The sequence below is a fragment of the Bacillus sp. UNC438CL73TsuS30 genome, from assembly GCF_000482325.1.
Lineage (GTDB): Bacteria > Bacillota > Bacilli > Bacillales > Cytobacillaceae > Neobacillus.
The window spans coordinates 131,951-152,179 of the sequence record NZ_AXVA01000014.1 but is presented as its reverse complement, the minus strand read 5'-3'; the positions used below and the strand labels follow the sequence as shown (position 1 = coordinate 152,179).

At 38.6% G+C, this 20,229-nt stretch carries 18 protein-coding genes and 1 riboswitch; of the genes, 3 read left to right on the top strand and 15 right to left on the bottom strand.

Translation table 11 applies throughout. The features are described from left to right. Nucleotides 1–4: 4 nt before the first annotated feature. Entirely contained in the window at nt 5–814 is an 810-nt protein-coding gene (gene recX, locus M028_RS0108335; protein WP_026573506.1) for a recombination regulator RecX, read from the bottom strand. A gap of 180 nt (nt 815–994) precedes the next feature. Here recX and M028_RS32010 point away from each other — a divergent pair, with 180 nt between their 5' ends. Beyond that, nucleotides 995–1,129: a YfhE family protein gene (locus M028_RS32010; RefSeq protein ID WP_081810689.1), complete on the top strand. Its 135-nt coding sequence runs from the start codon at nt 995–997 to the stop codon at nt 1,127–1,129. A 105-nt stretch (nt 1,130–1,234) separates the two neighbouring features. Beyond that, a complete protein-coding gene (locus M028_RS0108325) occupies nt 1,235–1,423 on the top strand; it encodes a YfhD family protein (RefSeq protein ID WP_026573505.1) in 189 nt (62 codons plus the stop codon). Nucleotides 1,424–1,675: 252 nt separating this feature from the next. Here the strand turns inward: M028_RS0108325 and M028_RS0108320 are convergent, their stop codons facing one another. From M028_RS0108320 to M028_RS0108270, 11 genes are all read right to left on the bottom strand, one after another. Further along, the gene (locus M028_RS0108320; RefSeq protein ID WP_026573504.1) at nt 1,676–2,359 is read right to left on the bottom strand and encodes a glycosyltransferase; all 684 of its coding nucleotides are present in this window, start codon (nt 2,357–2,359) and stop codon (nt 1,676–1,678) included. Nucleotides 2,360–2,387: 28 nt separating this feature from the next. Beyond that, entirely contained in the window at nt 2,388–4,205 is a 1,818-nt protein-coding gene (locus M028_RS31460) for a glycosyltransferase (RefSeq protein ID WP_051590972.1), read from the bottom strand. A gap of 180 nt (nt 4,206–4,385) precedes the next feature. Next, the gene (locus M028_RS29655; protein WP_035423951.1) at nt 4,386–5,621 is read right to left on the bottom strand and encodes a homoserine dehydrogenase; all 1,236 of its coding nucleotides are present in this window, start codon (nt 5,619–5,621) and stop codon (nt 4,386–4,388) included. 70 nt (nt 5,622–5,691) lie between these two features. After that, a riboswitch (SAM riboswitch) is annotated at nt 5,692–5,803 on the bottom strand. Nucleotides 5,804–5,893: 90 nt separating this feature from the next. Beyond that, the gene (locus tag M028_RS0108305; protein ID WP_026573503.1) at nt 5,894–6,565 is read right to left on the bottom strand and encodes a GNAT family acetyltransferase; all 672 of its coding nucleotides are present in this window, start codon (nt 6,563–6,565) and stop codon (nt 5,894–5,896) included. Nucleotides 6,566–6,582: 17 nt separating this feature from the next. Then, nucleotides 6,583–7,245: a GNAT family N-acetyltransferase gene (locus M028_RS0108300; RefSeq protein ID WP_026573502.1), complete on the bottom strand. Its 663-nt coding sequence runs from the start codon at nt 7,243–7,245 to the stop codon at nt 6,583–6,585. 11 nt (nt 7,246–7,256) lie between these two features. Continuing rightward, nucleotides 7,257–8,105, bottom strand: a complete 849-nt coding sequence (locus M028_RS0108295) for a carbon-nitrogen hydrolase family protein (RefSeq protein ID WP_026573501.1) — start codon at nt 8,103–8,105, stop codon at nt 7,257–7,259. A gap of 256 nt (nt 8,106–8,361) precedes the next feature. Then, entirely contained in the window at nt 8,362–9,294 is a 933-nt protein-coding gene (gene mmuM / locus M028_RS0108290) for a homocysteine S-methyltransferase (RefSeq protein WP_026573500.1), read from the bottom strand. A gap of 370 nt (nt 9,295–9,664) precedes the next feature. Further along, entirely contained in the window at nt 9,665–11,101 is a 1,437-nt protein-coding gene (locus M028_RS0108285) for an amino acid permease (RefSeq protein ID WP_026573499.1), read from the bottom strand. An 89-nt stretch (nt 11,102–11,190) separates the two neighbouring features. Further along, on the bottom strand, nt 11,191–12,645 hold the full coding sequence (locus tag M028_RS0108280) for an aldehyde dehydrogenase family protein (RefSeq protein WP_231510787.1): 1,455 nt from the start codon (nt 12,643–12,645) through the stop codon (nt 11,191–11,193). 58 nt (nt 12,646–12,703) lie between these two features. Beyond that, entirely contained in the window at nt 12,704–13,744 is a 1,041-nt protein-coding gene (locus tag M028_RS0108275) for a homoserine dehydrogenase (protein ID WP_026573497.1), read from the bottom strand. Nucleotides 13,745–13,772: 28 nt separating this feature from the next. Continuing rightward, on the bottom strand, nt 13,773–14,993 hold the full coding sequence (locus M028_RS0108270; protein ID WP_026573496.1) for a cystathionine gamma-synthase family protein: 1,221 nt from the start codon (nt 14,991–14,993) through the stop codon (nt 13,773–13,775). Between the two features lie 448 nt (nt 14,994–15,441). Here M028_RS0108270 and M028_RS0108265 point away from each other — a divergent pair, with 448 nt between their 5' ends. After that, complete coding sequence (locus M028_RS0108265; RefSeq protein ID WP_231510786.1) at nt 15,442–16,158, top strand: GntR family transcriptional regulator; 717 nt, start codon at nt 15,442–15,444, stop codon at nt 16,156–16,158. 333 nt (nt 16,159–16,491) lie between these two features. On the opposite strand, the gene argH is transcribed toward M028_RS0108265, so the two are convergent. The 3 genes from argH to argF form a co-directional block, all read right to left on the bottom strand. Beyond that, nucleotides 16,492–17,868, bottom strand: a complete 1,377-nt coding sequence (argH, locus tag M028_RS0108260; RefSeq protein ID WP_026573494.1) for an argininosuccinate lyase — start codon at nt 17,866–17,868, stop codon at nt 16,492–16,494. 96 nt (nt 17,869–17,964) lie between these two features. After that, the gene (locus M028_RS0108255) at nt 17,965–19,176 is read right to left on the bottom strand and encodes an argininosuccinate synthase (RefSeq protein ID WP_026573493.1); all 1,212 of its coding nucleotides are present in this window, start codon (nt 19,174–19,176) and stop codon (nt 17,965–17,967) included. Nucleotides 19,177–19,255: 79 nt separating this feature from the next. After that, nucleotides 19,256–20,227 (bottom strand): ornithine carbamoyltransferase, encoded by a 972-nt coding sequence (argF, locus tag M028_RS0108250; RefSeq protein WP_035423947.1) that lies wholly within the window; start codon nt 20,225–20,227, stop codon nt 19,256–19,258. Nucleotides 20,228–20,229 lie beyond the last annotated feature (2 nt).

The following is a 20,229-nucleotide window of genomic DNA, read 5'->3' as shown; positions in this document are numbered from 1 at the left end:
TTTGTCATGATTCTTCTTTTTCGGCTAAGAATTTTTCGATTAAATCCATCGAAAAACCTTTTCGATATAGGGCTTGTTTCATCTTTTGTTTAAACTCAAAACCGCTAAGATGACAGTATTTCCGATAAACCTTTTCACCTTGAAACCTGATTGCATCCATTTCCGCATCATCATCCTTGTCCAGTTCACTTTCATTTACAGCAATTTGAATGATCTCAAATGGATACCCTTTTCGAAGCAGTAATCCTTCAAGCTTTTGCTTTACAATCCGCTCAGAGTCCTTTGTATTCTTTTCAAAAAATTTCTTAGCAAGTATCGAAGCTTTTTCAACCTGCAGTTCATAAGGAAAATCCTGTAGGGCTTGTCTTGCAAAGTCCTCCTTTATTCCCCTGTCTTTTAATTCCAACCAAATTAAATCTGGTCCCTTGTCGGTTGTATTGACTTGGGTTCTGACAAATGCGTGAGCATATTCCCAGTCATCAATATATTTTTGGGAGGTTAATTTATGAAGAACCTCGTTAATAATGGGCTCATCAATTTCTTTTTTCGCTAAATAATCCGTTATTTCTTTTTCGGACCGCATTCTTTTGGATAAATATTGGATAGCATGATGATAAGCTTTACGAATATCGTCCTGATACTGAATTTCAAGAAAGGAAAAGTCATCGAGCTCCAAACCCTTTTTTAGCTGAAATTTTATTAAGACATCACTATCCACACTAAATGCAAATTCCTCGCCTTTTCCATAATCCATAAAAACATTATAGCGATCCTGATTTTTCTGTTGCGTGGTGATTTTCGTAATGATTGCCATTTTCCCTCACCTCAACACTACTTTACCATGTTTTTCATGAAATATCGCAAAGAATTGAAATTACACAGTATCATTCCACCCCTATAAGGTAAAAATGGAAATAAGTACATATTGTGCTTAATTAAAATCCACTAAGCTTAATGACATTTAGCAAAAATATGTTGAAAGGAATGAGCAAATATGGCGGAAAAAAAGAAAAAGGATAAGGATCGGGGAAAATATTCCTTAACCAGTATGCAAGAAGTAAGCTATCAAAGGGAATTTAAAATGGCAGATCGGGCTGGAGGATTTTCAGACAGAAAAACCAGACTGTAATTAAAACTTTGAAGCATTTCCCATTCATGGACCTTTGTTTTTTGCTAACACTAAGAAAGGAACCAAGAAGGTTCCTGAAAGTTATCAATGAAAGGGGTTTTCGTAATGGGTCGTTCACGTGGGCATGGGTCTCGTGGTAAAAATAAAGCATCACTTCCACAGGTGCCAAAAAATCTTAAATCAGATGGAATCGATGAAGAGTATTCTGCTGAATTAGCCGATCAGGCAGATTTAGAGGCACAAGCACGAGCAAATGCAGCGAACCAGCGTGTAAATACCAAAAGAAGTAGATAACCTCTTTAAAAAAAGTTTGAATTTGAAAAAGAAGCAGGTGTCCTGCTTCTTTTTCGTTCTATTTTGTGGATAATGTGGATCCAGCGTAAAAACTTCTTAAATTACAAGCTTTAAAGCTTTTCACATTTTGTTAACAAATTTTGTGGGTAACCCTGTGGATAATGTGCATAAGTGTGTGGAATGCTTATAATATAGGACCTTCGATGTGGATAGCACAGTTAATATATGAATTTTCATTCATTTATTTAAACTCTAATTGGAATTTGAGACAATTGGGTAAAAATCTTCGGTATGGGCTACTATATCCCCCCAACCCATAAAATCCTCATCCGACACCTTCCAGGTATGTTTTTCTGTATCGTGACGGACTACGGCAAAATGAAAACAATCAGTAGAATAAATTTCAAAGCCAGCTTTTTTACATTGATCGATAAAAAAGTAATCCTCCGCACGATTTACTTTTTCAAATTGAACCTTTTCACTAACTGCTTTTCGAAACATTAACGTAGCTCCGGCAACCGTGTCTGAGAATGAATTTTCTTCACCAGGGACTAAGACCAAGGCCTTTTTATTCTTAAAATAAATATAATATGAACCTTTGCCGACAATCGAAACCTTTTCGTCTTTAAATGCCTGCATCGAACTGGTAATATACTCTGGGCCATAATAATCGTCATCATCGAATTTAGCAATAATATCATGAGTTGCCTTTAAAACCCCAAAATTTAAGCAATCTCCCAATGTTGCTTTTTCATGAAGTTGAAAAACACGTACTTTTGGGTAATTCTTCGCTTTTTCCATCCATTTATCTATGCTCATTGAATCCTTATTTAAGACAATGATTAACTCTTTATCCTTCCATGTTTGCTGTTGATAATTTTTAAATACATTATTGATAAATTCATCTCTTATGGTACAAGTAATAATGGAAACCATTTTTCTCCTCCTTGCCTTCCGTATCCTTTTATGAAGCAATAACCTTTTCAATGAAACTAGCCAGGTTTTTATATTTGCCTAGTTTACTTAGTTTCCGGAGATCAGATTTAAGGCCGTTTATTTGGTCGATTCCAAAACCGGCAGCCCCTAAAATATTAAAATGGCGAATATCCACTTTCAGTAAGATCGCAATCGTTTCAAGGACCGAGATAAATCTATTTTGGAATTTTTTAGTTTTATCTCCGTATTTTTCAACCAAATTCTTATATTCTTGCAGAATATCATTCATGGTTGTTAAACCAGTAATCCTCGATAGTTCTAAAGCAAGAATAAGGATGTCCACTTCATCATGCTTTTTAATAAATAAATGATAATTTTCAATGGCCTCTTTCCACTTGCTTTCTGCGACTGGATGTTCTTGGTGATAGGATATAACATTCTTAGCATTCAGATACTTCGCCCCTGCCTTATATAAGCGGTATCCTAATTCCCAGTCTTCATAGCCGTATTTCACAAATTCCTCATCAAAAACTCCTGCTTTATTTAAAAGCTCTCTTCTCAAAGAAACATTCCCTGTCAGGAAGGCCATCCATGGAAATTCAAACCCTTCTAAATCCGTTCCATATTTGCGGGTAATGGTTCGAAACCACGAGTTCGCATCCTTAATTAAAGCACCATAGGCCTGATTTGTAATATCACTTTTGTTAATGAGAGGATAAGGCTTTTCAGTCGTTTTTTCATAATTATTGAATTTACTATTAAGGTTTTCATTTCCTTTTACCATCTCAGCTATTTGGCCAAGTTTATCACGATCATATTTTGGAAAAATACAAGTAATGATATTCCTAGAATACATGACCCCTGACATGATAAGATTGCTTTTTGATTGGTGATACTTAACGTGATTGGTAACAAAATTAGGGTCAACAAGCATTTCAGCGTCTAAAAATATCAGGATGTTTCCACTCGATGCTTGAATTCCTAAGTTGCGTACCTTTGCCCTTCCAAGATTTTCATTGTTTCGAATATATTTGAATTGATATGGCGCCTGATAGTTTCGGAGGGAGTCTTCGGTTTGGTCTGTAGAGGCATCATCAATGAAAATAACTTCCATTTTTTCTGAATTGAAAGTCTGGTTTTCAAGAGAATATAGGGTGAATAGATTTAGTGGATACTTATTGTAGGAAGGGATAATAATACTTACCTCTATTTTTTTATTCTGATTATTCGTCAAACCTCTATATTTATCAGTCTTTGTTTCATTATTTGCTGATACTGGTTCTCTCTTAATTTCTCTAGTGTTTTTTTTAGGCCAAATGGCATATAGACCACTCTCTCGCCCCTTCAGTCTAACATTCATATTTACTTTCAGCTGATTTTCACTTCTGCAATGATTCCAGATTCTAACTTCTTTAATTTCCCCAATAAAGAACACTCCTGGCGGGTAACAAATGGAACCTGATGGAGAGACATACTTTTTTGGACTTATTTCCCCTTCTTTTACGAAAGTACCATTTATAAAAAGAAAGGGTCTCTTCCCCTTATAAACAACTGCCACATGGACCCACTCATTAATGGGGGTCTCATAAACCAATGTGGCGTAAATATTATTTTGTGTATATTCATAGACAGATACTCCATTCATTCCAATGGAGACGCAGATTCCGGAGCCATTTTGGTCTTCTCCTCTTGCTGGACCAATAATATAATTTTTCCCATTACTGGTGACTGGAATTTCCCTAGACTGTTTATCGATTTGATGTATGTTTCCAGGCTTAACCATAAATTCATAAGTAAACGAATTTTTTATATCCCCGATCAATCGGTCAGTGATGTTTCCTGACATGTTGCACCCCTTTTCCTTCTTTATGCTAAACCACGTCCGATTTAGTATAGCTTTTACACAATATGTACAAGGGTATAAATTGGACTAGACTAACTCCCATTTATGTGATGGGTTTTTATATTATTTTCCCAAAAAAATAAGACAGCAGCCTTAGAAAGAAGGTGCTGTCTAGAGAGATTTTTATACTGTAACCGTAAACTTGTCTTTTTTATTTTGAAGGAATTGTGTTCCATCCAGGATTGGGTAGTAACTTAGTGATGGATACTTTTTTGCTTCCTGTAAAATCTCCTCATCAGTTGCCTCAACAATAAAAGTTTGATCAGATAATGGTTCCGCAAGAAGAATGGATGAACTTAATTCCGTTTTACTTACCCCACTTATTATCCAGAAATTATTTAATGAACCGGCAGCAAGGGGTAAGGCTTCTAATACAGGATTAGTCTGAAGCTTATTTTTGTGATTACTTTGGCTTACATAAACTAGGTCCTCGATAACTGCACTTGCAGTCGGAAACATTCCGGCCCCAGGACCTTGCAGAGTTATTCTGCCCACGATGTCTGAGTATATATTTACCGCATTTTCTACCCCTTCCACATGATAGAAGGGATGGGACTTACTGACGAGCACTGGCCTTACACTTCCAATAAGTGTATCCCCATCCTTTTGAATACTCACAACATGCTTGAACCGAAAACCGAGCTGGTCAGCCGTTTCAATTAATTCACTTGTAATAGAAGTGATCCCGACTCGTTCCACAGCCTTCCAATTCGGCGCATTTCCAAAGGCCACTCTGCTTAAAACCATTAATTTATAAAAAGCATCAAAGCCTTCCACATCATTAGTTGGGTCTGCTTCCGCAAATCCTTTTTCCTGAGCCAATCTTAAGGCATCTGCAAATGACTGCTTTTTCTCACGCATTTCTGTCAAAATGAAATTGGATGTCCCGTTTACAATGCCTTGAATTTGCTTAACACGATTCACCTGTAACAATTGTCTTAAGGTTTGAATGATTGGAACTCCACCCGCAACAGTCGCTTCAAAGCCAATTGATACTTGGTGTTCATCAGCAAGATCCAACAGCTCTTTTCCATGGTATGCAAACATTTCTTTGTTTGCAGTAATAATATGGCTACCTCTTTCAATTGCTTGTTTTAAATAGTTAAAGGCCGGGTCCTTGCCCACAATCGCATCAACCACAATATCAAGCTGTGAAAGATTGATAATTTCATTGAAATCCGTTGTGATAAGAACATCCTTTGCGATTTTTCTTTCTTTTTGCTTATTTTTAATTAGAACGGCCGCAACCTCCACTCTCTTTCCCAATAAGGCTTCCAGTTCACTTGCATGTGTTTGAATGGTTCGATAAACTCCTTCGCCTACTGTTCCGAACCCTAAAATGGCTACCTTTACTGTCATTATTGATCCCCCCGCTATTAGAAAATGGAAAAAAGAAAACCCTCTTCATAAGAAGAGGGTCGTCATCCTCCTCTTATCTTTCAGGTTAAAGATAACCTGCAGGAATTAGCACCTTTTCAAGGATTACCTTGAAGGTTGCCGGGCTTCATCGGGCCTAGTCCCTCCGCCGCTCTGGATAAGAGTATTTATAAAATTTTTAATTAAAATTCCATGTTATGAATGAAATTGTAGTTGATTCCTGCAAAGCTGTCAATCTTTTTCGAAAATTCTTTTTACAGGGGTAATAAAGAAATTATGTCCCGTTCCTTCACTTGATTAATCATTTCAAGCCATTCTTGTGGTTTATTTGAAAGAATTGAGTAATAGGTAGTCAGAAACTCTACTACTAAAGCTGCCTGTAACTGTTCCAATTCGTCATCCATTGGCATAAAGCATAAATCCAATCCTTTTACCGCTTCGCCATTATTCTCCCATGAAGGGTGGACATAGGAAAGGTCAAGACGTTTGTAGCCCAAATGAGACAATACCTCCCTGCGAACATAAGGATCCATCACTTTTAATCCGCCAAACTCGTGATTTTGAACACGATACGGGTCATAGATTTCAGCAAACATACCAAATAGTTCGTTTCCATTGTCTAGTGCTAGTTTCTTTAAGTCTTTTAATCTATTTTGAGCTAAGAATCGTCCAAGGCCAAGCCCAGGCTTACCGATAATCGTAAAATCTGTCATAGCAATATTCCATTCTGGATAATATCGATATTCCGTAGCTCCTACAACCTCGTCCTCCTGTATCGCAACAAACACCCGAATACTTGGATCCTCTAATGGTTCTCTCCATAACTCATACTCTAATACTTCTTCTTGGGGAAAAATTTCTCCCATTAATTGATGCAGCTTTTTAAAATTCGGATCCTTAATACTCGTAATACGCTTATAATCCATTTTCATTCATTCCCCCTTTATTTGAATGGGTTTTTCCATTCCATTAAAACAGCATAATTACAGGATTCTTCATCATCAAGATAGTTTTCTGCAAGTCCGATTGGGACTCTGCCGCAATGCAAGAGGAAGGTAATCACCGGATCCCTTACCTCTCCCTTCATAATTGCCTGCAAATACTCCTCTGGCGTCATTTTAGATGCACGGGTATGATACCCAGGCATTCTCCCGCCGCCAAGCAACCGATCAAAGCCTTTTTGAATCACAATATGATACATGGACTGCATCATTAATTTACCAAGTCCCAGCTTACGATATTTGGGGCGGACACTAATGTCGACAATGTACAACGTGTTTCCATCCGGTTGGTGATTGCGGATATAGCCGTGGTCAGTAATCTCCTCCCACTTATGGTTTGGATGGTTCGGATCAAAATCGACGCACAACCCCGTCAGGGATCCCGCTAATTCACCATTCACTTCAACGCATAATGCTCCTTCTTGAAAAAGGGTTACATGATTTATTAATTGTTCCTCGTTCCACCATAATTCTGAAGGAAACGGCGGTGGGAAACATTCTTTTTGAATTTCAATGAGCTGGGTAAAATCATTCTTTGTGTAATTGCGGACAATCACCGGAACAGGCCGATTTTGGTCAAAAACATAAAATTGACTCCGATACAATAGGATCCCCCCTATTTTTCCCAATCCGTATATAGATCGGTTCTTCGGTCGCGCCAAGTGGTGACCGAGCCATGTACTCTGACTTCATAAAGAAGTTCAAGGTCAAGGTCAGCAGTGACGATCATGTCATTATTGATTTCGCCTTCCACTAAGATTCCTTGAGGTGGAAAAGGTATATCATTTGGAGTTATAATGACGGCCTGGCCAAAATTTGCCCGCATAAAATCAACCGTCGGTAGTGAGCCGACCGTTCCGGTTAAAACAACATAGACCTGATTTTCAATGGCGCGGGCATGGCTTGTGTAACGAACGCGGTGAAATCCATGACGGTCATCAGTACAGGATGGACAGAAAATGACGTCCGCCCCCTTTGCTTTTGCCATCCGTACGATTTCTGGAAATTCAATATCATAGCAGGTGAGAATCGCCATTTTCCCTTTTTCTGTTTCAAAAATTTGAAAGGAATCTCCTGCTTCCATATTCCATTCATTTACTTCAGTTGGTGTAATATGAAGCTTGGCCTGTACGCCAATTCTTCCATCCGGATAAAATAGATGAGCGGTATTATAAAGCTTGCCGTTTTTTTCTAAAACCTGAGTTCCTGCGATGATATGCATGTTGGTTTGTTTTGCAAAGTTCGAAAATAGTTCACGGTATTGTTCTGTAAAGCTTGGTAGATCGTCTATTTTCTTTCCTTTTCCGATGGAAAGGAGCTGAGTGGTAAAGAACTCGGGAAAAAGAACGAATTCAGCACCAAATTCTTCAGCCGTTTTTATATAATGCTCACATTGGTGGGCGAATTCTTCAAAGGATTGGATGGTGTGCAGATGGTATTGCACTGCAGAAACTCTTAATTTCATTTTTCTCCCCCTGTTACTGATTTAAAATGACACTTATGAGAATTATCTATCATTTTGGTATTTTCTTCAATGGGAATGATTATAAAAAAGGGGGAGGATTTCTAAATCTCTTTGGGCTAATTTTAGCGGCTTTTTATGAAGTCCTTATTAACATCATATCGGAATATTTTAATATAACTTATAAACTGCCTAAAACACTACATTTAAGTGCATTAACTCACAATCTCCAAAACCAAAATCCTTGCCCTTTTATATCTTACCTCGCCCATGCAGAAATGGTCGTTATGTTCTCCGGTTTTGTTCTGCAGCAGCCACCAATCAATCGGGCACCGCATTCATACCAGTGAAGGGTACTGTCGCCGTAAGTTTCATCAGATGATGCCCCATTCCAAGTTTTAGTGACTGCATCGTACTGCTCGCCTAAATTTGGATATACTATGATAGGTTTAACTGTGCGACTGTGCACTTTATTTATCAGCGAAGAAATGTACTGGGGCTGCGTGCAGTTTATGCCGACGGCAGCCACTTGATCATACTTATCCAGCCATTCTGCACACTCAGCAACCAGGGTTCCATCACTAATATGAAGCCCGTCTTTTGCACTGAAGCTAATCCATACATAGGTTTTGGGAAACTCTTCTAGTAACCTGACGATTGCTCTTGCCTCCTTCAGACTTGGAATAGTTTCGCAGGCCAGGATATCGGAACCGGCATCGATCAAGGCTTTCATACGGGGCCTATGGAAATTCATAAGTTCTTCTTCGGTCAACGTATAATCTCCTCGATATTCAGATCCATCAGCAAGAAATGCGCCATATGGCCCTACAGAACCGGCTACTAAAGGCTTCGGCCGTTTTGAGCGGTTCTCGGGTATTCCCCAGAATTCATCGCGTGCTTTTAAGGCTATCTGGACAGATTTCTGGATGAGAATGAGCGCTTCAGCCTCGCTTAAACCACGTCGGGAGAATCCTTCGACAGTTGCCTGGTAACTGGCAGTGATAGCACAGTCAGCTCCCGCTTTAAAATAATCCGTATGCACCTGTTTGATAAGCTCAGGATTTTCGATAAGTATGGTTGCCGACCAAAGACTGTCGTTCAAATCACAGCCATGACGCTCAAGTTCAGTTGCCATTGCACCATCTAATATAACTAACGGGAATTTCTCTAATATGTTTTCAATAGGATTCATTATAGTACCTCCGATACAGTTAATTTTCTGTGATTCCGTAGAAATGATGAAAAGACGAGAACTTTTTATTTCTTATATAATCAGTGTTCATTGAGTTCATCAATATAGACCTAAGTTAAAAAAAGGTCCTAGCCGTACTTAAGTTAAACAGATTTTAGGTAGCGTCGAGGCGATGAATTTGGTTAAAAAGGACAGATCCTCCTGCGAAAGAGGTCTGTCCAAAGTCAGGTGAAATTCATTCAGTAATGGATTGGATTAATAGAATACCAATCTGACAACAGCAAGATATTTGTTGTATTTTAATTGAATTTTTTTACAACACTATTAATAGTATTTTCCAGTTTAATAGATCTTTTAAACCAAGCCCTCTCTACTTAATATTATCTATATATTGATTGAGTTCATCATGAGAATCTAATAGATTCTTTTTTGAGCGATGTTTAATATAGTAGAAAAAATAGCACAAAGCGATGAAGGGTACTCCGCTATACAGAGCAATTCGTTGGCTTTGATCGAAAGCAAGTCCTACACAAGAAGCGAAACATAAAACAAAAGCAGTGATGGGCACAAAGGGATACAGAGGTGTACGAAATTTCAAATGTGAAATATCTCCTCCCTCTTTAACAAAACGCTTTCGAAACATATACTGCGATAACACAATTCCCATCCACACAGTAACCACGGCAAATCCTGAAATAGCTACAAGCACTAAATAAACTGTATCTGGTGCAACTACACTAGAGAATAACGACAAGCAGGCGACTGCCATACTTAAAATTAACGCATTAAGCGGCACTCCTTTTGAGGTTACCTTTCCTAAGAGGGGGCTTATTGTTTTTTCGTTGGAAAGAGACCATAACATACGAGTAGATGCATAGAGACCGGAATTTGCTACGGATAATAAAGCTGTAAGAATTACAAAGTTCATAATATCAGCCGCATAAGGAATTCCTATATTATCAAAGACCATAACGAACGGACTTTCAATAACTCCTGCTTCTTTCCAAGAGATTAATCCAGATAATACAAATATAGCGCCGATAAAGAAAAAAACAGTTCTCCAAATTACATTTCTGACGGACCGGGGAATGTCTTTTTCCGGATTTTCGCTCTCACCGGCGGCAATTCCAATGAGCTCTGTTCCTGAAAAGGCAAAGTTGACGGAAATCATAGCCATTAAAACTGGAAGCATCCCATTAGGAAAAAGGCCACCTTCACCAGTAAAATGTGAGAGCATGGGGGCAGATGTATGGCCTTTCATTGGTATGAAACCAAACATCGCAGCTCCCCCCAAAATGATAAATAAAATAATGGTAACTACTTTAATTCCGGCAAACCAAAATTCTGCTTCGGCAAAAAATTTTACTGAAAAGGCATTTAGTAGAAAAAGGGCAATCGCAAAGATAGCACTCCATATCCAAACGGAAGTATCAGGGAACCATCTCTTCATTAATAGACCGGAGGCGGTAAATTCCGATCCTACTGTTACCACCCAGGTAAGCCAGTACATTACACCAATAGTAAATCCGGTAGCAGGACCGACATACTTTGTAGCATAGGTTTGAAATGAACCGGTTACCGGCATGGCTACAGTTAATTCACCAAGACAAAGCATAACAAGATACATAATGAGTGCCCCAACCAAATAAGCGAGAATCGTCCCTCCTGGTCCAGCTTGATTAATGGTATAGCCCGTGCTTAGAAAAAGGCCTGTGCCAATTACCCCTCCTAGCGAAATCATAAACAAATGTCTGCTTTTCATTGTACGTTTTAACTGATTTTGATCAGAATTTTTTACCTGTAGCATCCAGTTTCCTCCTTTGGTATAGGTAACCCGTGTTCAAAACCTATTAGGTCAATTCCTATTAAACTAGCATTTACCACTCCATTGCTTTATTATCTTTTAACGGCAATCTTAAAACAAACAACTTTTGATTCTGTCATTTCTTGAAGTGAAAATTTAATTCCTTCACGACCTATACCAGATCCTTTTACACCCCCAAAAGGCATCGCATCTATTCGATAATCGGAGCTGTCATTTACTATAACCCCGCCTACATCCAGCTTACGTACAGCCCCCAAAGCATAATCTAAATTTTGAGTGAAAATACCTGCTTGTAAGCCGAAAGCAACGTTGTTAGATTGAAAAATAGCTGTATCAAGATCAGGAACACTATAAAGGGTAACAACTGGTCCAAACACTTCTTCCGTTGCTAGCTTGCAATCAGTTGGTACATTCTCTAGAACAGTTGGATAATAAAAAGATCCCTTTCGTTTGCCGCCACAAAGCAATTTTGCTCCACTTTCAACGGCTTCATTAACCCAACTCTCCACCCTCTTTGCTTCCTTTTCTGATATCATTGGCCCCATATCAGTTTCCTCTGAAAATTTATTACCCACTCGATATTTTAGAGTACGAGCAAGGAACCTTCCGACAAAGTTTTGATAAATCCCTTCTTGAACATAGACTCTTTGCACTCCGAGGCAATTTTGACCTGCAGCCCAAAAGGCTCCGGAAACAGTTGATTCAACGGCTTCTTCTAAATCAGCATCTTCAAGAACGATAACCGGTGAGTTCGATCCTAACTCCATACTGAATTTTTTCATGCCCGCCTTTTGCATAATCTCTTGGCCAGTGGATAGTCCCCCTGTAAAAGATATCATTCTTATCGCTGGATGGGTAATCAGGCTTTCTCCCATATCACTTGGATAGCCAGTAATGACGGATAAAACTTTAGGAGGCAAACCTGCTTTTTCAAATGCTTCTGCCAATAATAGAGCACTTAATGGTGTAGCTGGTGCTGGTTTAACGATAATCGCATTTCCAGAAGCAATAGCTGGCCCCACTTTATGTGCAACAAGGTTTAATGGATCGTTAAAAGGCGTGATTGCCACAATGATTCCAATAGGAAAACGATAATAATATCCCATGCGATCTTCACTTCCCGGCATTTGGTCAAATAAAATCGTTTCTCCATTTATTCTCCTTGCCTCTTCAGCACTAATACGAAGAGTCTCAATACAGCGCAATACTTCTTTTCTTGCCTCTTTAATTGTTTTACTTCCCTCGGATACAATGGTGGTCGCGAACTTTTCTTTATGCTCATAAATCCAGTCAGCAGCACGATTTAAAATCGTGATTCTTTCGTGCGTCGACATGTCAGCAGCAATTTTTGCTCCCTTTTTTGCCTCCTCTATAGTATGAAGTACATCTTCCTCATTGGCGGCAGGGACAGTTGCGATTAAACGATTATCTTGGGGGTCGAAGACTTTAATGTTTTTGGTTCGGGATACCCACTTTCCAGCTAGAAACATCTTATTTTCTTTTGTCTGTGTCTCTATATATGTCATTGTGTAACCACCTCATATAACTAATTTTTTTCATTTTGTAAATTAATAGTGTAAAAGATTACAATTGACCGCGGCTAATATTTATTAAATCAATAAGAATCGAGAATCCGGTTTCCTTTCGGCCGGCTCCGGCACCAATAAGCGTGATTGGGCCGGCTAAATCGCAATCATACGTAATGGCATTTTGTGCACCTGAGACTCCAGCTAAAGGATCTGTAATCGGTATCGCTTCCGGACCCACCTTTGCGATGACTTTATCACCATCCTTAATACATTTAGCAATAAGTTTCCACTTTTTACCCTCAGATTTTGCCCATTGGATATCTTGTAGTGTAAGATGACTAATTCCTTCACATTCTACTTCTTCTCGTTTCATCGGAACGTTCATGACAATATTAGCTAGAATAGTAGCTTTATATTGGGCATCATACCCCTCGACATCACTTGTAGGATCTGCCTCTGCATAGCCAAGAGTTTGTGCCTCAGCCAATGCTGCCTCATAACTCAAGCCTTCTTCCATTTTGGTTAAAATATAATTGGTCGTTCCATTTAAAATCCCACGTATTTCTGTAATATTATTTCCTGCCAATGCCACGAGGGGCATTCTCAATGCAGGTGTTCCGCTCATAACGGTTCCTTCAAAGCCCCATCGAACATGATTCTTTCTGGCTAACCCAATCAGCTCTTGGTAAGCTAAAGAAACTGGACCTTTATTGCTCATTACTACATTCTTTCTACTTTCAAATGCTGCCTTACAATGATTGATGGCAGGTTGGCCTGTTTTTACATCTGTAAAAGTAATTTCTACAACGGTGTCAGCATTACTTTCCCGGATGGTCTGAAAACTATCCCATCCTCTTACCAAACCAGGGCTTTCCGGATAGCAATCAAGTTTCCCAGTTTCCTTTACAGCTTGCAATGCTTTAGCAATATCTAAGCCTTCTGGATGATAAATAGATCCCTTAACAAAATCGGAAATCGCAACAATTTTTGCATCAAAGCCAAGTCCGCTGCGTAACAATTTACCTTTTTCTTCTAAAATTTCTGCAAATCCTTGACCAACTACACCAAAACCAAGCAACGCAATTTTATGTGTCATACTCAATACCTCTTCCATTGTTATATTTTCACTTGCTGCTATTAACAGGCAATTGCGATTCTAAAAGGGAAAAAGCTTGTTCTAAATCCGAAATAAGATCTTCTGTATCTTCAATCCCTACGGAGATACGAACCAAACCTTCTGGAATACCAAGAGCTTTACGTTCTTCAAGAGTACATTCAACATGGCTAGTGGTTCTTGCCGGTCCGTATATTGTTTCGACAGCTCCAAGATTTCCGGCTTTGTTTGCATACTGTAATTTTGGCAATAAAATTTTTATCGCCTCCATTTCATCTTTCAATACAAAACTTAATATTCCGCCAAAACCCTTCATCTGTTTCTTTGCAATTTGGTGATGTGGGTGTGTTTCTAATCCTGGATAATAAACTGCTTCCACAAGCTTTTGCTTTTGCAAATACTTTGCAATCTCCATTGCACTCTTTTCTTGTTGTCTGACACGAAGTTTTAACGTTTTCATCCCTCTTAAAATCAGATAAGCTGACCATGGATCCATGGTTGCTCCATTAATTTCGCGATAGTGATAAACTCTTTTCATCAGTTCTTTGGAGCCGCACACCACACCCCCTAACGCATCGGCATGCCCGCTTAAAAATTTAGTGGCACTATGGATGACGATATCAACTTCTAATTGAATTGGATTTTGATTAATAGGAGTAGCAAAAGTATTGTCTATTATCACCAATGCCCCCATCGATTTTGCAGCTCTCACCATTCTTTCAATATCCGTAATTTTCATGGTAGGGTTGGTAGGAGATTCCAAATATAAAACCTTGCATCCTTTGGCCACTTCGGCTTCAATTTCTTCATGATTTCCAGTGTTACATAACGTTACATCTACATCGATATTCGGCAAGAATTCAGTAAATATTTTATTGGTGCCTCCATATGTATCTTTCACGGATATTACCCGGTCGCCTGGTCTTAAAAAGGTATATAAAGTACTGCTAATAGCAGCCATTCCCGATGAGAAAGCAATCGCTTCCTCCGCCCCCTCTAGAATTCGTACCTTCTCTTCAAAAGCTTGTACAGTTGGATTTGTCATTCGATTGTAAATATGTCCAGGTTTATTTCCGATAGCAACTTCTTGCCACTCATCCACGTCATCGTAATTGTAGGCTACACTAAGCACCACCGGTACCTGGGTTGCATTGTATGCATGAGATTCCTTTTCTCCTGCCCATACAGCTTTTGTACCGTCTTGTATATCTTTAAAGTTTCTTTGGCTCATGTTTCTACCACCTCTCATTTTTTATAAAACTAAAAATATGTACTTTTGAATCCCAACTAAATTTCGTTTTAAAAAGTACCCCCTTTATGCTAATCTTTGTACTTCTTTTTTTAATGCAGTGCGTTCTTTGGACACCTTCTAACTAAGACACTTTAAATTATACAATATATTGCGTAATGTATAATACGCTGAATTATCTGAAAATTGTCCATGTAAAAATTATATAATGGACCTTTTGTATTTTCAATGTTAAATTTTAAAAAAATATTTTAAAATTTAACTGTCTTGTTTTAATAATTAAGATATATTTGTATTAACCGGTCTAAAAAAACACCGCTTCGTTACTTCTGCTATTCTTTTAACTTTCCTCAAATAGGATCTACTTTAAAACATAATAGACTTGAAGATAATAGATTTAAAAGAATAATGAGTTACTTTGGGGACGATATTGAAGAATTTGGATGCTCATGCTAATATAAAAAACAAGAATTTCCACTTTTTTTACTTAGGGGGAATAACTATCAAAAAGAGGTACCGATCACTAAAAGACCATGTATATGATTATATCGCCGAAGAAATTCAGAATGGAACATTACTTCCCAAACAAAAAATAAATGAAATAGCACTAAGCGAGAAATTAGAAGTAAGCAGAACCCCTGTAAGGGAAGCCTTAATCCAACTAGCTTCTGAAAATTTACTAGAGTTCTTTCCCCGAAGAGGATTTATCGTTAAGGAAATTGACACAAAGAAAAAGCTAGATGTTTTTAGTGTTGTTGGTGTACTAGATGCCTTTGCAGCAACTTTAGCTCTGGAGAATTTGACCGAAGATGATATGGAACTAATGGAAGAGTTGGTTAGAAAAATCGACCTTTCCATTTCTCAGAAAAATTATTCAGATTATCAAAAATACCAAAACCAATTCCATAAAGTATACATTGTGAAGTGTTGCAACCCTACATTAATTGAGCTTCTTGATTCTTTACAGAATAGTTTTGTCAGGCAGATTTATTTAAGCAAAGACGAGGAAAAACTCTTTACAGCATTAGAACTAATGAATGAACAGCATAGACAAATTATTGATTACTTTAAGAACAAAGACAAAGAAAACCTGGAGCACCTGATTAAGAATGAACATTGGAAAATAACCCATATCGATATGATATAAAATATGGGGCCGGTTAAATGATTTACTAGAAAAGTAATTTAAGTCAAATGATTTTCCTGGGTAAATTTCGATTCCCGTAAAGACATGGAAATGGCGCTCTTATCAGCGCCCCCAGCCTTCTTCCACAATATGAAACACCTGCTTTATGCTCCATTTCAAAAAAATCCCCCCCCAAGAAAAAACAGCGATTAGCATATGCCATCGCTGATCTATATTACTAATTAACCTGTAACGTTTGAATAAATCCTTTTCTACATTTCAGTAAAAAATACATAACAAAAACCGGCAGCCCCTGGCTGCCGGCTTGCTATCACTATTCTGTTTCCAAATTGTTTATTTCTGCAGTTTTCCTTCAGCGAGCTTAATTTGTCCTAACACTTGCTCTGGTGCGGTACCGCCAAAGCTGTTACGAACCGCCACAACATTCTCCGGTGCTAAGACAGTATAAATATCCTCTTCAAATAACGGGCTGAATTCTAGATACTCCTCAATCGTTAAATCAAGCAAAAACTTTCCTTGTTGAATGGCATATAATACAGTTTTCCCAATCACCTCATGCGCCTCACGGAACGGCAAACCTTTACGCACTAAATAATCGGCAATATCGGTCGCGTTGGAAAAATCATTATTAATGGCCTTGCGCATTACATCCTTATTGACCGTCATCGTTTCAATCATTGGGGCCAATAATTTTAGTGAACCTTCAAGGGTTTCAACCGTATCAAACATACCTTCTTTATCTTCCTGAAGATCCTTATTGTAAGCGAGCGGCAAGCCTTTTAGAACAGTTAGCAGCCCAATTAAATTGCCATACGTACGCCCTGTCTTCCCTCTAAGTAATTCCGGAACATCGGGGTTTTTCTTTTGCGGCATGATGCTTGAGCCTGTACAGAATGAATCATCGAGTTCAACAAATTGAAACTCCTGGCTTGACCAAATTACAAGCTCCTCAGAAAAACGCGAGATATGTGTCATAATAATCGAACCGATTGATAAAAACTCCAGGATAAAATCGCGGTCGCTGACAGCATCCATACTGTTTGGATAGATGGTTTCAAACCCTAATAGATCTGCCACTTTTTCGCGGTTAATCGGGAAGGTTGTTCCAGCCAAAGCTCCTGAGCCAAGAGGCAGCCAATTAATTCTTTTTAAACTATCAATCAATCTTTCTTTATCGCGCTCAAACATCCAGAAATAAGCCATTAAATGATGAGCAAACGATACAGGCTGAGCACGCTGTAGATGTGTATATCCAGGAATTAATGTTTCAACATGGACTTTCGCCTGCTCAACTAAGGCCTGTTGAACATTTTCAACCAAAGTAATCAATTCCGTTGTTTTCGTCCGTAAATAAAGATGCATATCTGTGGCTACTTGGTCATTCCTGCTCCGACCTGTATGCAGCTTTCCGCCAACAGGTCCGATTTTTTCAATTAATAGTTTCTCGATATTCATATGAATATCTTCGTCCTCTACTAAAAACTGAACTTCCCCATTTTCGACCATTTGTTTAATAGATAGAAGTCCCTGTTTAATCGTATCTGCATCTTCTGCTGGAATAATGCCGCACTCCCCGAGCATTTGCACATGCGCCATACTCCCTGCAATATCCTCTAATGCTAATTTTTGATCAAATGGAATAGAAGCTGTGAATTCCTCAACGAGCTTATTTGTTTCCTTTGTAAAACGGCCGCCCCAAAGCTTAGACATTGCTGCTCCCCCTTAAATATGAACAAGTTTGCCCCCGAAATATTTCGAGGGCTTCAAATGATTATTTGAAATAACGTATTTCAGCAGGCTTAAAAGTTATTTTACTACTGTATCCTTTTGGTTAACCTCAGAGTATACCTTTGTTGGAAGACCCCAAAGTTTGATAAAACCAACCGCTGCATTATGATCAAATGCGTCGCCTTTTGCATAAGTTGCCAATTCTTCATTGTAAAGGCTGTGCACAGACTTACGGCCGACAACCATATGATTACCTTTATGAAGCTTAACGCGGATAGTACCAGAAACTACTTTTTGCGTTTCATCAATAAATGCATCAAGAGCACCTTTAAGTGGTGAATACCAAAGACCTTCATAAACAATTTTTGCCATGTGCTGGTCAACCTGGGTTTTAAATTGGGTTACTTCACGAGGCAAGGTTAAGAATTCTAATTCTTTATGTGCATTAATTAAAATTAATGCTGCTGGATTTTCATAGACTTCTCTTGATTTAATTCCTACTAATCTATTTTCAATATGATCGATACGACCAATACCATGCTTGCCCCCAAGTAGATTCAAAGCCTCAATCAATTGAACCAATGGAAGTTTTTCACCGTTTAGAGCTACAGGAACACCTTGTTCGAAATCAATTTCAATATATTCCGCTTCATCTGGCGTTAATTCAATTGGATTGGTCCAGTCGTAAGCTGCTTCCGGAGCTTCCGCCCAAGGATCTTCTAAAACTCCCGCTTCACAAGCACGTCCCCAAATGTTTGCATCAATCGAGAAAGGATTATCTAAATCTACTGGAATTGGAATACCATTTTTCTGGGCATAATCAATTTCTTCATCACGGGTCATACCCCATTCACGTACTGGAGCTACAACCTTTAAGCTAGGATTTAATGCTTGAATCGAAACTTCGAAACGGACCTGGTCATTCCCTTTACCGGTACAACCGTGTGCAACCGCCGCTGCCCCTTCTTGCTCAGCAACTTCGACCAATAATTTAGAAATAAGTGGTCTAGAAATCGCAGAAGAAAGTGGATATTTTCCTTCATATAAACAATTAGCCTTTAAAGCTGGTAAAATATATTCTTTTGCCAGCAATTCTTTGGCATCAATCATAATCGCTTTAATAGCGCCGACATTTAACGCTTTGTTTTTGATTGCCTCAAGATCTTTTCCTTCCCCTACATCAAGACCTAAAGCAATAACATCATACCCATATTTTTCTTGAATCCATTTAACTGATACTGATGTATCTAAACCGCCTGAATAGGCTAATACGATTTTTTCCTTTGCCATGACTAATCTCCTCGCACTATCTTTGTATTTAAATTCATTTGATAGTATTATTATACATCAATATTCAAAAAAATAAAGACTATTTTTGCAAGAATTCTTTTAAAATCGCTTTTTGTGCATGTAAGCGGTTTTCTGCTTCATCAAAAACAACTGAATGAGGACCGTCAATAAGATCAGCTGTAACTTCCTCCCCGCGGTGTGCCGGCAGACAGTGTAAAAAGATAAAGTCGCTTTTGGCATGTTTACAAAGATCGTCGTTTACCTGAAAGCCTTCGAATGCCTTTAGACGTTTTTCTGTTTCTGCTTCCTGCCCCATACTGGTCCAGACATCTGTTACAACAACATCAGCATCTTGAATGGCTTCAACCGGATTATGAGTAATCGTGATTTGTGCGCCTGTTTCCTTGGCAATTTGCTCCGCATTCTCAACAATCGTTTGATTTGGCATATATCCTTCAGGGCTAGCAATACTGATATCGATTCCTACCTTAAGCGCCCCTTCAAGCAAGGAATGGGCCATATTATTATACCCATCACCAATATAGCACATCTTTAAACCGGCTAACTTGCCTTTGTGTTCAAGGATCGTAAGAAGATCTGCCATCACCTGGGTTGGATGCTGTAAGTCCGTTAAGCCATTGATGACTGGAATTTCAGCATGATGGGCAAATTCCTCAATCGATTCATGGGTAAAGGTACGAATCATTAATGCATCCACATAACGGGAAAGCACTTTCGCAGTGTCTGAAATGCTTTCCCCCCTTCCCAACTGACTATCCTTCGAGCTCAAGAAAATTGCCTGTCCACCTAGCTGCATCATCCCTACTTCAAAGGAAACTCTTGTACGTGTAGAGGACTTGTCAAAAATCATTCCTAATACCTGTCCGCTTAAGTATGGATGTGGCTTTCCTTGTTTTTGCATAGCTTTTAGTTCCACGGCGACATCTAGTAAATACAGAATTTCATCTGTAGTAAAATCCGAGAGTTGCAAAAAGTTTTTCCCTTTAAAGTTAAACTGTTTTGAATCATTTTTTTGCATTGTCTCAATCATCG